The 13,732-nt window shown below is 57.3% G+C and carries 16 protein-coding genes; 10 read left to right on the forward strand and 6 right to left on the reverse strand.

The annotated features are described in order from the left end of the window. Nucleotides 1–69 precede the first annotated feature (69 nt). From RBH71_RS02975 to RBH71_RS02990, 4 genes are all read left to right on the forward strand, one after another. Nucleotides 70–1,452, forward strand: a complete 1,383-nt coding sequence (locus RBH71_RS02975; protein WP_111799467.1) for an MFS transporter — start codon at nt 70–72, stop codon at nt 1,450–1,452. A gap of 540 nt (nt 1,453–1,992) precedes the next feature. After that, nucleotides 1,993–3,069, forward strand: coding sequence for a Fic family protein (locus tag RBH71_RS02980; RefSeq protein ID WP_323687057.1), 1,077 nt, complete (start codon nt 1,993–1,995; stop codon nt 3,067–3,069). A gap of 195 nt (nt 3,070–3,264) precedes the next feature. Then, complete coding sequence (locus tag RBH71_RS02985) at nt 3,265–3,519, forward strand: type II toxin-antitoxin system ParD family antitoxin (protein WP_013637268.1); 255 nt, start codon at nt 3,265–3,267, stop codon at nt 3,517–3,519. Continuing rightward, nucleotides 3,519–3,812: a type II toxin-antitoxin system RelE/ParE family toxin gene (locus RBH71_RS02990; RefSeq protein ID WP_080670353.1), complete on the forward strand. Its 294-nt coding sequence runs from the start codon at nt 3,519–3,521 to the stop codon at nt 3,810–3,812. Before RBH71_RS02985 ends, RBH71_RS02990 begins: the two co-directional genes overlap by 1 nt. Nucleotides 3,813–3,949: 137 nt before the next feature. Here the strand turns inward: RBH71_RS02990 and RBH71_RS02995 are convergent, their stop codons facing one another. The 4 genes from RBH71_RS02995 to RBH71_RS03010 are packed head-to-tail and all read right to left on the reverse strand — an operon-like array spanning nt 3,950 to nt 7,266. Next, nucleotides 3,950–4,792, reverse strand: a complete 843-nt coding sequence (locus RBH71_RS02995) for a Pnap_2097 family protein (RefSeq protein WP_323687058.1) — start codon at nt 4,790–4,792, stop codon at nt 3,950–3,952. After that, a complete protein-coding gene (locus RBH71_RS03000; RefSeq protein ID WP_112361288.1) occupies nt 4,789–6,045 on the reverse strand; it encodes an MSMEG_0569 family flavin-dependent oxidoreductase in 1,257 nt (418 codons plus the stop codon). Before RBH71_RS03000 ends, RBH71_RS02995 begins: the two co-directional genes overlap by 4 nt. Before the next feature lie 11 nt (nt 6,046–6,056). After that, a complete protein-coding gene (locus RBH71_RS03005; protein WP_013637307.1) occupies nt 6,057–6,335 on the reverse strand; it encodes an MSMEG_0570 family nitrogen starvation response protein in 279 nt (92 codons plus the stop codon). Next, nucleotides 6,328–7,266: a sll0787 family AIR synthase-like protein gene (locus RBH71_RS03010; protein ID WP_323689872.1), complete on the reverse strand. Its 939-nt coding sequence runs from the start codon at nt 7,264–7,266 to the stop codon at nt 6,328–6,330. Before RBH71_RS03010 ends, RBH71_RS03005 begins: the two co-directional genes overlap by 8 nt. A 9-nt stretch (nt 7,267–7,275) precedes the next feature. Here RBH71_RS03010 and RBH71_RS03015 point away from each other — a divergent pair, with 9 nt between their 5' ends. Next, nucleotides 7,276–7,851: a hypothetical protein gene (locus tag RBH71_RS03015; protein WP_323687060.1), complete on the forward strand. Its 576-nt coding sequence runs from the start codon at nt 7,276–7,278 to the stop codon at nt 7,849–7,851. 288 nt (nt 7,852–8,139) lie between these two features. Here the strand turns inward: RBH71_RS03015 and RBH71_RS03020 are convergent, their stop codons facing one another. Both RBH71_RS03020 and RBH71_RS03025 read right to left on the reverse strand, forming a co-directional pair. Beyond that, nucleotides 8,140–8,562, reverse strand: a complete 423-nt coding sequence (locus tag RBH71_RS03020; RefSeq protein WP_035201064.1) for a VOC family protein — start codon at nt 8,560–8,562, stop codon at nt 8,140–8,142. Between the two features lie 333 nt (nt 8,563–8,895). Continuing rightward, entirely contained in the window at nt 8,896–9,153 is a 258-nt protein-coding gene (locus RBH71_RS03025) for a hypothetical protein (RefSeq protein ID WP_323687061.1), read from the reverse strand. A 36-nt stretch (nt 9,154–9,189) separates the two neighbouring features. Here RBH71_RS03025 and RBH71_RS03030 point away from each other — a divergent pair, with 36 nt between their 5' ends. The 5 genes from RBH71_RS03030 to RBH71_RS03050 all read left to right on the forward strand — a co-directional run bounded on the left by RBH71_RS03030 (nt 9,190) and on the right by RBH71_RS03050 (nt 13,541). Beyond that, a complete protein-coding gene (locus tag RBH71_RS03030) occupies nt 9,190–9,654 on the forward strand; it encodes a DUF1348 family protein (RefSeq protein WP_112361290.1) in 465 nt (154 codons plus the stop codon). A 2-nt stretch (nt 9,655–9,656) separates the two neighbouring features. Continuing rightward, nucleotides 9,657–10,259, forward strand: coding sequence for a TetR/AcrR family transcriptional regulator (locus tag RBH71_RS03035; protein WP_112361291.1), 603 nt, complete (start codon nt 9,657–9,659; stop codon nt 10,257–10,259). A 182-nt stretch (nt 10,260–10,441) separates the two neighbouring features. Next, nucleotides 10,442–10,927 (forward strand): GlcG/HbpS family heme-binding protein, encoded by a 486-nt coding sequence (locus tag RBH71_RS03040; protein WP_035201059.1) that lies wholly within the window; start codon nt 10,442–10,444, stop codon nt 10,925–10,927. 63 nt (nt 10,928–10,990) lie between these two features. After that, a complete protein-coding gene (locus RBH71_RS03045) occupies nt 10,991–12,625 on the forward strand; it encodes an acetolactate synthase large subunit (protein ID WP_323687062.1) in 1,635 nt (544 codons plus the stop codon). A 358-nt stretch (nt 12,626–12,983) separates the two neighbouring features. Next, nucleotides 12,984–13,541, forward strand: coding sequence for a pyridoxamine 5'-phosphate oxidase family protein (locus tag RBH71_RS03050; protein ID WP_323687063.1), 558 nt, complete (start codon nt 12,984–12,986; stop codon nt 13,539–13,541). Nucleotides 13,542–13,732 lie beyond the last annotated feature (191 nt).

Raw genomic sequence — 13,732 nt, forward strand, 5'->3', positions numbered from 1 at the left:
GAAGCTGAGACGATCAATCCGTCAGGTTCGACGCCAGGCCGGGAGTGGGCTAGGCAAAGGGAGGAAATCATGAACATGGAACAAAGGTTGACGGCGTCTACGCCGCTCGTCGATCCGCAAGCTGAAATCAGTGCACGCCTTGAACGCCTTCCGGTAACCCGCGAAGTTTTCTGGGCTCGTAACATCGTTGGTGCTGCAACATTTTTCGATGGTTATACGGTCATCGCAATCGCCTATGCCATGCCGGTTCTGGTCCGTGAATGGAATCTCACGCCCGGCCAGACCGGCATGATCCTGTCTATGGGTTATCTGGGACAACTCATCGGAGCGGTGTGCTTCGGCTGGTTGGCGGAAAAGATTGGACGTCTCAAGGTCCTGCTGTTTACGATCCTGCTTTTCGTCAGCATGGACATCGCTTGCCTCTTCGCAGCCGGCGCTGGAATGATGATGGCTTTTCGATTTGTTCAGGGAATTGGAACGGGTGGTGAAGTTCCTGTGGCCAGCGCCTACATCAATGAACTGATTGGCTCCAAAGGGCGCGGTCGTTTCTTTCTTCTGTACGAAGTGATGTTTTTACTCGGCCTCGTTGGTGCGGGATTGATCGGATACTTTATGGTGCCAGTTTATGGCTGGAAAGCCATGTTTGTGGTCGGCCTTGTTCCTGCGCTCCTGATGATCCCGCTGCGTTGGTTCCTGCACGAATCCCCCCGCTGGCTGGTTGCCAACGGGCGCTATGAGGAAGCCGACAGAATCGTGACCAAATTTGAAAACAGCGCACGCTCGTCTGGTCACGAGTTGCCTGAACCAAAGATCGTAGCGGCTCCCTTGCACCGCAAATCCGACTGGCGTGAACTGTTCCAGGGCATCTATCTCAAGCGCACGCTGTCTATCTGGGCTATGTGGTTCTGTGCCTATATGGTCGCCAATGGCACGATCACATGGCTCCCGACCCTGTATCGGCAAACCTTTAACCTGCCGCTCGAAACCAGTATATTTTACGGCTTCATGACGTCAGTCGGCGGTGTGATCGCAGCGATTATCTGCGCACTGCTCATCGATAAGGTTGGACGCAAGCGTTGGTATGTGGGAGCGCTGCTGCTCGCACCCATTCCGCTCGTCGTTCTCGCCTGGTTGGGGGCCACATCGGCAACGCAGGTTCTTATCCTTGCCGGACTGGCCTATGCCATCCTACAGACGGTGACGTTTTCGCTCTACCTCTATTCGGCAGAAATTTACCCGACCCGTCTGCGTGCCATTGGCACCGGGACAGGCAGCGCTTGGCTACGCCTTGGGTCGTCAGCGGGGCCGATTGCGGTTGGCTGGGTGATGTCATCGATGGGTATTCAGTATGTTTTCGGCGCATTCGCAGTCATATTAGTCGTTGGAGCTCTGGTAACGGCCGTGTTCGCAGTGGAAACCAAGGGTAGGGTTCTGGAGGAGTTGTCCCCATAAAAATTGACCCTGACCGCCTATCATGATTGACCCTGCATGAAAGTGCCGGGTCAATCATGCGTTTCCGACACTAAGTGATCAATGCAGGCTGATTCGCTTTGTTTTTCTTATCTGATATCTCATGGTCATCAGTTCGGCTCCCATCAAGGCGGGTAAACTAATATGAACATCGCAGTGGAAAGGCCAGAAGTTCGCAAAGATTTGCCAGGAACCGAGTGTCATTGCCCGAGTTCTTTTTGGTGATTGGGTGGGTCATGTCTTGATGACGGGGCTATAGTACTCACGACAACATCGGCCAAAAGATCGGCCAAATGTGATGGTAAATCGACAAAAATCCCATATATATAAATGATATAAGGAAACTGGATATCGGCCAAAATGACTGTCTAAGAAGCATCTACCCGCATCGAACCGGCGCGTATCGAGCATCCCAGCGGCGAACTGCTGGACCTTTCGCTTGAGATTGTCGCCAGGGCCGAACGACTTGGCCGGGGCCTCCATCCTGAAACCGCAGCCCAACTGGCCCGCACCGTCAGGATCATGAACACCTACTATAGTAATCTGATCGAAGGCCACAACACCCGGCCACGTGAGATCGAGCAGGCCCTGCAGGGAATTAAGCCCGAGGACGATCGGCGCGACCTCAAGATCGAAGCCGTCGCCCACTATCGTGTTCAGCAGGAGATCGACGAGCGAGAGGCGGCAGGGATGTTGCCTGATCCTGCATCGATAGAATTCATCCGCTATCTTCACCGCGCCTTTTATGATGGCGCAACAGTAAAGATGCTGACGATTGTCGGTAACCACCACAGCTTTGTTATGACGCCCGGCGAATGGCGGCGAGGGGAGGAGCAGGACGTCGAGGTCGGCAGACATTTGCCTCCCGCGAGCGATCGCGTGCCCGATTTCATGGCCTACTTCCATCAGCGGTTCGCCTTCCAGCCGGCTCCAGGAGAAGCGATGATGGCAGTCGGGAGCAGCCGTAGCGCCCGCCTTTTTGCGATGGCGACCTCGCATCACCGTTTCAACTACATCCATCCGTTTCCAGACGGCAACGGCCGAGTTAGCCGTTTGATGAGTCATGCGATGGCACAAGCGGCCGGAGTGGGAGCTCATGGTCTCTGGTCAGTTTCCCGCGGCTTGGCTCGAGGCTTGGCGGGAGGGCCTGAAGGACGTGCCGAATATAAGCAGCATATGGCTTGGGCAGACGAGCCACGTCAGGGCGACCGCGATGAACGGGGCAACCTGTCGCTCAAGGGACTGGAACTGTTCACCAGTTGGTTTCTGCGCGTGTGTCTCGATCAGCTCGAATACATGGACAGCCTGTTTGACCTCAAAACACTAGGGGGACGCCTCAAGCGTTACGTCCATCGTCAGGAAACTTTGCCTGACGAGTGCGCGCCCTTACTTCAGGAAGCCCTTGTGCGCGGAGAATTTGAGCGGGGAGAGGCTTCGCGTATCACTGGCCTGCCAGATCGATCGGCGCGGCGCGTTCTAAAGGCGCTGACGGATGAGGGCCTGCTTGCGTCAGTTACCGAAAAGGGGCCTGTGTCGCTGCGCTTTCCAGTCCAAGCGCTCGATACCCTTTTCCCTCGTCTCTATCCCGAGGACGTGTGACTATTTCGTGTACTGGCGGACCACTCACCGCTGCCTGAGAAGCGTCCAGAGGAGGATTAATGATACGCCAAATAGCAGCTTAGCCGAATTAAGGGTGCAGCGTTCGGTTCCCATCAAGAGCTGTAATTGCGACCTCATCGTTAGTTTGACAAACTTTGCCATCAGCGAGTATGTTGAGGCATTAAGGAGACTCGAATGGCGACGATGAATGTATCCCTGCCAGACCCCATGAAAGATTGGGTTGAAGCACAGGCCAAGACTGGTCGATACTCGAATGCGAGCGATTATGTCCGGGACCTGATCCGCAGAGACCAAGCGCGTACGGACAAGATTGCCGAGATGCAGCGATTTGTCGACGACGGGATCAGAAGCGGAGTTGGGAGCCGTTCAACGGAAGAGTTGTTTGCTTTAGCCACTTCTCGAGCTGACATCAGCCGCGGACGCGCTTAATGCCATTTAGCCTATCTGTCCAAGCGGAAGAGGATATTATTTCCATTGCAGAAGAAGGCATCCGCATCTTCGGAGCACTAGTCGCCAGACAATATCACGATGAGCTTTTTGCCTTGCTCGAACTCATCGCCACCAACCCAAGAATGGCACGCGAACGCCATGAGATTTCTCCTCCTGTCAGGATCCATCCTTTCAAGGCTCACCTTGTCGTGTACCGCGTCATTGAAGACGGGAGCGTATTCGTCATCCGCATACGTCACGGCCATGAAGATTGGGCGGGAGATTCTTTCTAACCAACCACTTCGCCGAATTTATAACATATTGGTCGTAAGTGCGAATCTCATCAAGAGCTAGACTAAGCAAGACGTTATCGCATGAGTTGCCGTAGCAGCATTTGAAGCCGACATTTCTTTTCGACCGCGTCGCGTTGTTAAGCGGTTATAGAGCTGTCGTTCCCACGGTCGAAACGTACGCGCATCACCGCCAAAGGTCGACAGTCTTGGCCGTTCAGGAAGACTTCATACCCTGAAGGCAGCTTCTTGAAGTTGATCTCCATCCATTCTCCGGGCTCTACATTACCCAGATAAACTACATTCCGTGAGGCGATCATCCCGGTATGCGTCTCTCCTGCTTGGAACAATCCCCGGTCAGCTAAAGCGCTGTAGCTCGGGAAATAAAGAAGTCTGGCGGCATTGAAGTCTGTCGCCGGGCAAGGCAGGACCATCTGTGTCTGTGACATCCCGGAGAGTTTAAAATGGTTGTTGCGAATGTCTCGCGTGGCGGCCGAGGCCATCTCGGCAACGCGACGAACCGCGAGGGGCGCCTCGGGCGGCATCGCTAGCGCTCGCGGGCTCCGCCGGACGACAGATCGGTTGATCCCCGGTTCGGAACGTCCCACAAAGGTCGAGACCAAAATCATGCGGCCTACAGTATCGCCGCCAGCGGTGACGCGGATAAGTGACGCCAGACGCCCGTGGCCGACGCGGTAGAGATCCGCAGCCAGTGTCATCTCCCCGCCCAGATGGGGAAGATGAGGTCTTACGAGCTGCAAGCTGGTCGCACAAAAAGCCGCATAAAGTGGTGCGCCCTCTGAGCAAGTGAAAACAGCATCCCGCTGTCCCATGGCGCGCGCGATGAGCCGCCAGTGCAAATCACCGGCGCGTCGCTTGAGCCATTGCTCCGAAATGCCGCTGTAGCCCATTTCCGCCATTCCTAGCACGTGGCGTTCGATTAGCTCCGACCCCTCGTGCCTGGCGAGCTGAACAGTGCTCATGCAGCCAGCCTGTTCTTTTGGAGTGCTACTATTTGTTCGGCGAGATACCGGCTGTCCTCGTCGATGCCAAGAAATCGGCCGGAGCCCCATGTGTTCAGCCAGCCAAGACCAATAAAATACAGACCAGGTGCATCGGTTACACCGCGACGGAACACCGGCTTGCCTCGCTGATCCAGGCAGTCGACCTTCAGCCACGAATAATCCGGACGGAAACCGATCGCCCAGATGATCGATTTTATGCCCGCCTCCGCCAAATCAACTTCGGTGATTTCTTGAACGGGACGCCAGACCTTTTCAAATGGGGGCTCCTCTGGAGCATTAATTGCGTGCGTGGCGATCCAGGCATCGATCTGCTTGCGTATACCCAGGTAGCTCCGGTCAGCATCATCAAGGTTCTTCTCGAGGTCGGGCAGGAACATCATCGTTGTGCCGGAGCCACCCGCGACCGATCCGTATAGCCGAACGCCCTCCAGGGCGTATTTGCGCAGATCGATCTCCTTGCCGCCGTCGCGCCCGGACATGTAATGGTTGGTCTGGGTCAAGGCTTTGATGGGATCGGGATGGGTATCGATCGTGACGGCATATGTGCCGGCATCGTAAAGCCAATCTGTCGCGTCGCGCCCGCGGTATTTGCGCGGGCTGCGCGGAGCGGGCCCTACTGCCAGGTGCACTGGACGACCTTCCAGATGAAAGTCGTCCATGATCTGCACGCCAGATTGCCCTGTGCCCACAATCAAGGTTCCGCCATCTGGTAGTTGCGAGGGACGCCTGTAATCGCGCGAGTGCATCTGTAGGATAGAAGCGTCCAGATCTGCCGCGTAGGACGGCACGATAGGGTTGTCGTAGCCACCCGTGGCAACCACAACCTGGTCTGCAGTCAAGTTGCCAGAGCTAGTCTCGATCCAGTATCCACCACTGTCGCGAGGCGAGACATGCGTGACGTCCACCCCCTCGCGCAGCGGCGGATTGAAGCTTTCGGCAAAACCGTCCAGGTAATCGACGATTTCCTCTTTCAGCATGAAGCCGTCCGGATCCGTGCCTTTGTAGGGCCAGCCTGGCAACCGGCACTGCCAGTTTGGCGTGACCAGACAGAAGCTGTCCCAGCGATTGTTGCGCCAACTCTCGAACCGTTGACGGCGCTCAAGAACGACATGCTCGACCCCTTCCTGCATGAGATACCAACTGACAGAAAGACCAGCCTGGCCGCCTCCGATGATGAGAACTGGAACGTGCGGTACAGTATCGTCGATCATAACAAACCCTTTCATGACATCGAGAGGCAGGTGACCTTGGCGTCAGCCGGCTGAGCGGCAGCTGTCGTTTCGATCTTTGCCAGTTGGTCGAGTGCGGATGAGCAGGCGAAGCCGAATTTCGCCGCGACGCGGTCTGATGCCTCGTTCAGCCCGGTGCGGGCACGTTCGACAAATTCAGTCAGCGGATAGGTGCATCCGGCTTCGAGATGGTGCGTTATGGCGGTCGAGGGCGAGTAGCAGCTCTCCTCCGTCCCATCAGGCCATCGGATTGTAAAGCGTACTTCAGGCATGGGATATCTCCTTTGCAAGCGCGATATAGGGGGCTGCCGCGTAGTCCCAGAACGTTGCCCTGGCGCCACCGCTCGTCAGATCGATCCGGGAGCTGTCCGTTGCGTGACCGATGGCAGCTGCGCTGATGTCCCGAGCACCAAATACTGAGCAGACCTCGTTTGCACGTTCCCGCCGAACTGAAAGGAGGAAGCCAAAACTCGGAAATGTGCGCAGCCAGCGGTCGACTGCAACACCCCGCGGAAGCGAAATGTCAGCAAGCTCGATGTCAAACCCGCAGCGGGAGGATTCAGCTAACATAAGCGCGGTGCCGACAATGCCGCCCTGGCTGATGTCTTTTCCGGCATCCACCAGACCAGCCTCGGCGAGCTCCGGCAGGATCTCGTAGTCGCTACGCAGTCGTTCATGAGGTGCATCAAGGGCCGCGCACCAGTTGTCGAAGCTCGGCCGGTAATGCCCGCGATGATCGACAGCTGCGATAAGCACATCTCCAGGGGCGGCCGCAAAGCTGGAAATCAGCCTCTTTGCACGTCCCGTGACGGAAACGGCAAGATTGAGATCTTTGCTGCGGAGGTTGGTATGCCCGCCGACGATCGGCACGCCGTAGGCCATCGCTGCGTCGCGAAGGCCGGCAAGCAGGGGCTCGGCGGATGCTGTATCCGGAGCCCACACGGTGTCGAGCAGTGCGGTCGGGCGTCCTCCCATCGCTGCGATGTCCGAAAGGTTCACCATTACACCGCACCAGCCGGCAAACCACGGATCGTCTTGCACGAACTGCGGCATAAAACCTTCGCCCGCCAGCAGATCCCAGGTGCCGTCCATGGCTCGGATTGCTGCGGCATCGTCGCCGGGCATTCCTGGTGCTCCAGCAGACAATGAGAGCGCCCGCGTCGTGCCTGCTATGTCAAGTTTGCTGCGAATATCCTTCGGCATAGACTGCCTTTGATAGAGGATGATGCATACGGCTTCATTCCCGCAACGGCGCCCGTACCTTTTGCTACGCTTGCTCCCGACCTCACCTGGCATATCGGGGGGCTGGCCAAATGCCTGGGCGCAGGCCTGCGCCTCGCTTATACAGTTTCCCCTAACTCCAGAGCCGCCTATTCCCTTGCCCAGGCAATGCGAGCCAGCGCCGTCATGCCTTCGCCAATTTGCATGGCGCTGGCGACACGGTGGATCGAGGATGGGACAGCCGACGCGATCCGCCGGTTTGTCCGGGCGGAAAGCGCTGTTCGTCACCAGATAGCGGTTGATACTCTTTCGGGCTTGGACATCAAAGGTGAGCCGGAGGCCTTCAACATTTGGCTGAAGCTGCCAACGGGGGCGAGCAGGGCGGAACTGATGGGGCGCATGGCAGGGCGCCATATTGGCTTGATGCCGTCGGACGCATTTACCGTTCTCGGCACACCTGACGAGCATGTCCGGGTATGCCTCGGCGGCGTCATCAATCGCGAACAACTGCGCGCAGGGCTGCTTTTTATGGCGAATTCGCTTTCCGGCTCCGGATGGATGGGCTGACGGTGCACGTCAGCCTCCTTCAATATGAAACAATTGGTGGAAAATGTTCGTTTCGGTCTGATTGGTCATATGGTCACGTCCCAAAACTGTAGCGATGGCGTTCGGCCGCCGAACGTGTGATGCCGGGAGTCCTGCAACGTCTTCCGCTTCCAAGCCGTTCGACCACGCACGGCACCGGCTTGCCCGCGTGGCTTTTGCGAGGTGCCAGATGCGTGGCCTGGTTGACAACCGAGATTAGGTCGCCAGGTTTCTCGGATCGGCCGAGACCCGATCATAGAAATTTCTGGATCACCGCGGATCCCACGAAAACTCCATCCGACATCCTCCCGGTTCGTAGATCATGAAGTGGATTTTTGGCCCGGTGCCAGAAGCTTCTGGACTAAATTCAATACGAACATCGGGCCACTCTCTGGTCTTGTCGTAGAGCAGATGAAGGTCCTCGAGGGTCCGCACTTTCAGTGCAAGATGATGAAGCCCGACATTTTGGTGACGGTCGAAACCTTGGCTGTGAGATTGATCTTTGATCTGCCAAAGTGTCACTTTGAGGTGGCCGTCTGTAACGAATGCCGCTGGATAGTCGGGCTTTTCGCCGAATAACCTCCAGCCGAGGCAGTTCGTGAAGAAAGCGAGGGAAGCGCTCAAGTTCATAACGGTTAGCCCGATGTGATCTACGCCGGTTGTTATGCTTACCGTTGGACTGACATCGCCCATCTAAAATCTCCTTTTGCTGGCAGCGTTATCATGAGTACTTAGAACCTGGGCTTCGGACCGGGTGGGTTTAGCTTCCCAGTGTGGTGGTCTGGACGCTTCGGCACGGCCTCGGGTCATCGTTTGGGCCCTCGGCCCATTGATCAGTAATCCGGATAGCACCTGGATTTTTAGAAGCTTTCTCTCCTAATTTAGCTGTTCGAAGAGCACCATGACCATATCGGCGACTATCGAAGCGCTTAAGCGCGATGCGGTTCGTCGGATCATGGAGCGATGCTATCCGGTTGGATACAATCCGCAGCGACGCGGGGTCAGTCGCCATTTACCTTCCCATGTCTACTCTTTGCCACCAAAACCATCGCCCACCGCGCCTGGTGGTCTCTGAGTGGCGGATGCCCAGGCGCTGATGAGGTCTGCCGAAATATACCAGCGCGCGGCCGCACGCTTTGCCAGCACTAGTCTGGCCACTTCAACGCCGCCGCCGTCGGTTCGCGACCAGAAACGTCCGTCGGAAAAAATTCGCAACGCCTCAAAAAAATCGTTGACACCCAAAATCGCCGTAGCTACTGTACCAATCAGTAAAGAGTTGACCAATAAGTACACAAAGACGATTTACAAAGGAAAATCAACATGTCACGTCCTCCTCTCCCCCCTTTCACCCGCGAAACTGCTACCGAAAAGGTCCGTTTGGCCGAAGACGGCTGGAACAGCCGTGACGCCGCCAAGGTTGCTTTGGCCTACACGCTGGACACACGCTGGCGGAACCGCGTTGAATTCGCCACCAACCGCGAAGAAGCCCAGGCATTTCTGACACGCAAGTGGAACAAGGAGCATGAATACCGCCTTATCAAGGAGCTCTGGGCTTTCACCGGCAACCGCATCGCTGTACGCTACGCCTACGAATATCGCGATGATAATGGTCAATGGTTCCGTGCCTATGGTAACGAGAACTGGGAATTCGCAGAGGACGGCTTGATGGCGCACCGGCACGCATGCATCAACGAAATGCCGATTGCTGAAGGCGATCGCTTGTTCCATTGGCCGCTCGGCCGTCGTCCGGACGACCACGCCAGCCTCAGTGATCTGGGCCTCTGATCATGGCCCGCATGGTCGCTGAAAGATCCGACGCCGTCGCCTCCCTGGCCGAAGTTTTTCGCGAGCATGGATACGAAGGAGCGAGCCTTGCCTTGATCGGCAAGGCCACCGGTCTTGGCAAGGGCAGCCTCTACCACTTCTTCCCGAATGGGAAGGAGGAAATGGTCCAGGCTGTGCTCGTCGAAATCGAGCAATGGTTTGAAAATTCCGTCTATTCTCCCCTGCGAGACGGAGACGATGCCGATGCCGCGATCACGGCGATGCTCGATGAAACCGCGAAATACTTCAGGTCGGGCAGGCGCGTCTGTCTCGTCGGCGCTTTGGCTGTTACCAACACCCGAGACCTATTCGCCCAAGCCATCCGAGGTTACTTCGTCGCCTGGGTGGACGCTCTGCAGGCAGCGCTCGTCCGGCAGGGCCGCGACGCTGAGCGGGCGCGCATCCTCTCGGAAGACGCCGTTCTCTCTATCCAGGGCGCGATCGTCCTCTCCCGGGCGCTCGACGATCCCGCCGTCTTCCAGCGCGCAATCGATCAACTCCATGCTCGATTGGCAGCCGATGGAAAGACGCTCGTCGATAATGCTTCGGATAGCGGGTCGCTTTGATCTCTCGCTGCTTCCTGACCTGAGGCATTGCATCTGCGGGCTCGCCGCCTTGGCGAGCCGGCGGGCTGCGTAGGTAGTGCATTTCGCGAATTCATCGTCGTCGCGATAACCCAGTTGGTTTTTCCGGCGACGTAATTTGCCGCAACGGGCCGCTCGGCGGCCGATATCTGAAGAGATCTCACATGAAGACTTTCATACTGGCCGCCGCCATAGGCGCGCTTGCCGCCAGTTCTGTGCTTGCCCACGACACCGAGCAGGAGACCGGCCTCAGAGCGAGGCTTGCGGTCAAAATCGCTGAGATGGCCGTCGCGGCGTGTGCGGTAGACGGTTACAATGTGTCGGCGGCGGTGACAGATCGATCTGGAGCCCTGCTCGCCCTGATACGCTATGAGAAAGCCGATCCACGCACGATCAACGCGTCTGCGCAGAAGGCACTCATCTCGGCATCGTTGCACAGCCCCACAAGCGCGATGGTCGAGAACCTCATCGGCAGCGCGCATGAGGCAGCGTTCACAGATATTTCAGGCTACTTTGTCTCCGGGGGCGTTCCTATCAAAGCCGGCGAGGAGACGATTGGCGCACTTGGCGTTGCGGGCGCGCCGAATGGCGGCTTGGACGAAGATTGCGCCTACGTCGCAATCGAGGAAGTCAAAAGCGTCCTCAAGTGAGGCCCCCACAAAAATGTGTTTCTTGAAGCCGCGTCTAAGGCTCGGTGGTTTTGGAGATTGGCCATGACTGGCGCTGAACTGCTCGTTAGGGCCCTTGAGAATGAGGGCGTAGAAAAAATTTTTGGCATCCCCGGGGAGGAAAATCTTTTCGTGGTCGAAGCCCTGCGGAAATCCTGGATCAAGTTGGTCGTCACTCGTCATGAGCAAGCGGCGGCCTTTATGGCGGCAACCTATGGCCGGCTGACAGGAAAGCCGGGCGTCTGTATTACGACGCTCGGGCCAGGCGCGTTGAACTTATCCACCGGCGCGGCGTACGCCCTTCTTGGTGGGATGCCGTTGATCCTCATTACGGGGCAAAATGGCGTCATGTCTTCCCGGCAGGCACGTTTTCAGGTCATCGACGTCGTCGCTAGTATGAAGCCGCTGACAAAGCTCACGCGTCAGATCATCTCGCCCAGGATGGTTCCAACCCTGGTTCGTGAGGCCTTTCGGGTGGCGCAGGAAGAGCGCCCCGGTCCAGTTCATCTCGAATTGCCCGAGGATATCGCCGCGGCAGATGGCGGAGAGATCATCATGGTTCCTCCACACGCTCTCGATCTTCCAGTTGCGAGCGGCGAGGCGATAGATCGGGCCGCGGCAATGATCGGCGCTGCAGAACGGCCCTTGATCATGCTCGGTGCGGCAGCCTCGCGTCCGCGATCGACGGCTGATCTTGCAAATTTTGTGATCCGCACAGGGATACCATATTTTACGACACAGATGGGCAAGGGAACCGTTCCCGGCGGTATGGAGCTTTATCTGGGCACCGCCGCTCTTTCCGAACGGGACTACGTCCACGAGGCCATCGAACGGGCTGATCTCATCATCACGATCGGGCACGACACGATCGAGAAGCCTTCCTTCATCATGAACGTCCACGGAGCCAAGGTCGTTCATGTCGGCTACCAGCCTGCCACTGTCGAGCAGGTCTATTTCCCGCAGGCTGAGGTGATCGGGGATATCGGCCCCACCCTCAAGCTCCTGGCGGACCGCCTCGAAGGCAGGCTTCCGAACGCAAAAGCGCTGATCTATCTCAGGCAAGGGATCCTCGCACGCATTGCCGATCGAGAGCTTGAAGCTCGCTTCATTCCGCAACGGATAGTCCACGATGTTCGCGCCGTTATGCCAGCCGATGGGATCCTTGCGCTCGACAACGGCATGTACAAGATCTGGTTCGCTCGCAATTACCGGACCCATGTCGCGAATACGCTGCTTCTCGACAATGCCCTGGCGACGATGGGGGCGGGTTTACCTTCCGCAATGATGGCCTCCATGCTTTACCCGACCCGGCGCGTCATGGCTATCTGTGGGGATGGCGGCTTCATGATGAACAGTCAAGAGCTCGAGACCGCGGTGCGTCTGCGGCTCAACCTTGTCATCCTCCTGATCAAGGACAATGCATACGGTATGATCCGCTGGAAGCAGGCGATCGACAGGCTCACCGACTTCGGGATGAGCTTCGGCAACCCCGATTTTGTGAAATACGCCGAGGCCTATGGTGCAAAGGGCACACGCGTCGAGCGCATCGAAGATCTGGAAACGACCTTGGATAATGCGTTCAGGGGCGGCGGCGTACATCTTGTCGAAGTCCCAATCGACTACTCCGAGAACGAGCGCGTGCTGATCCGAGAGTTAGCGCAGAGGCTGCCGGTGGTATGAGATGGTCTGTGATCCTATCGATCCCGCTCGGTAACGACGCGAGCATTGCTGCAAACTGGTAGCAAGATCGTCGCAGTGTTTCTGGTTGCGATAGCCGCGGTCGGCCCTCATCGCGTTCTTCGTGATGACGGGTGCTCTGTTTGGACCTGGGCCTGCCGCATCATCGATATACCCACGACTGTAAGCGTCGAAAGGGTGCCGTATGTTGCACCTGAAGTTGGCCCCTTCATTTGGAACGTCTCTGGTCTCTCGCTTCTGTGAGCTGTATGAGGAACTCTGGATGAACCGGAGGAGGCATGATCTCCTGCCGACTAAATGACTATCTCCTATATTTGTTAGCAAAAAGGACGCATCGGCCGTGGCAAAGCAATTCGAGAGCATCGACGCTCGTCTCCAGGACTTTATCGGTCGGCAGCACATCTTCTTTACCGCCTCGGCCACCGGCCATTCCCGGGTGAATGTGTCGCCGCGAGAGACCGGCTGCCTGCGGGTAGTCGATGCAAATACGGTGGTCTATCTGGACAGGACCGGGAGTGGAAACGAAACCGCCGCGCATTTGCGCGCGGATGGTCGGCTGACGATCATGTTTTGTGCCGTCGAAGGGCCGCCAATGATCTTGCGCCTTTACGGTCGCGGACGCTCCATCCGCCTTGACAGCCCCGAATACGAAAATATCTTGACCACTCACTACAACGGTTCGGAGCCCTCAGGAGCCCGGCAGGTCATTCTGCTGGACATCGACCTGGTCCAAACCTCTTGCGGCTTCGGCGTCCCTCTTTTCGACTACAAGGCCGAGCGGCCAAGCCTTGACCAATGGACCGATGCAAAAGGCCGTGATGGTATCGAAATCTATCGTCGGGAAAAGAACACATACAGCATGGATGGCCTACCGACGGGGATGTTCGACGACGCCTAGTCGGGCCGCGAACAATTTCCGCTCCGGCTGGGTAGGGTCGGTATTGCCGCCAAGGTTGCCCTGACGACCTGGGTCTGGCTTCAATCGGCCATCCGCCGTTTCCCTTGACGCTCGATCGACCTGCCCGCGTTGGGTTCGCATCAAATCCTGATGGCAGTTGGCGCCCTTGCCATTAGCAATTCGCCATTAGC

Origin of the sequence: Rhizobium sp. AN68 (assembly GCF_030758035.1) — a bacterium.
GTDB classification, from domain to species: domain Bacteria; phylum Pseudomonadota; class Alphaproteobacteria; order Rhizobiales; family Rhizobiaceae; genus Agrobacterium; species Agrobacterium tumefaciens.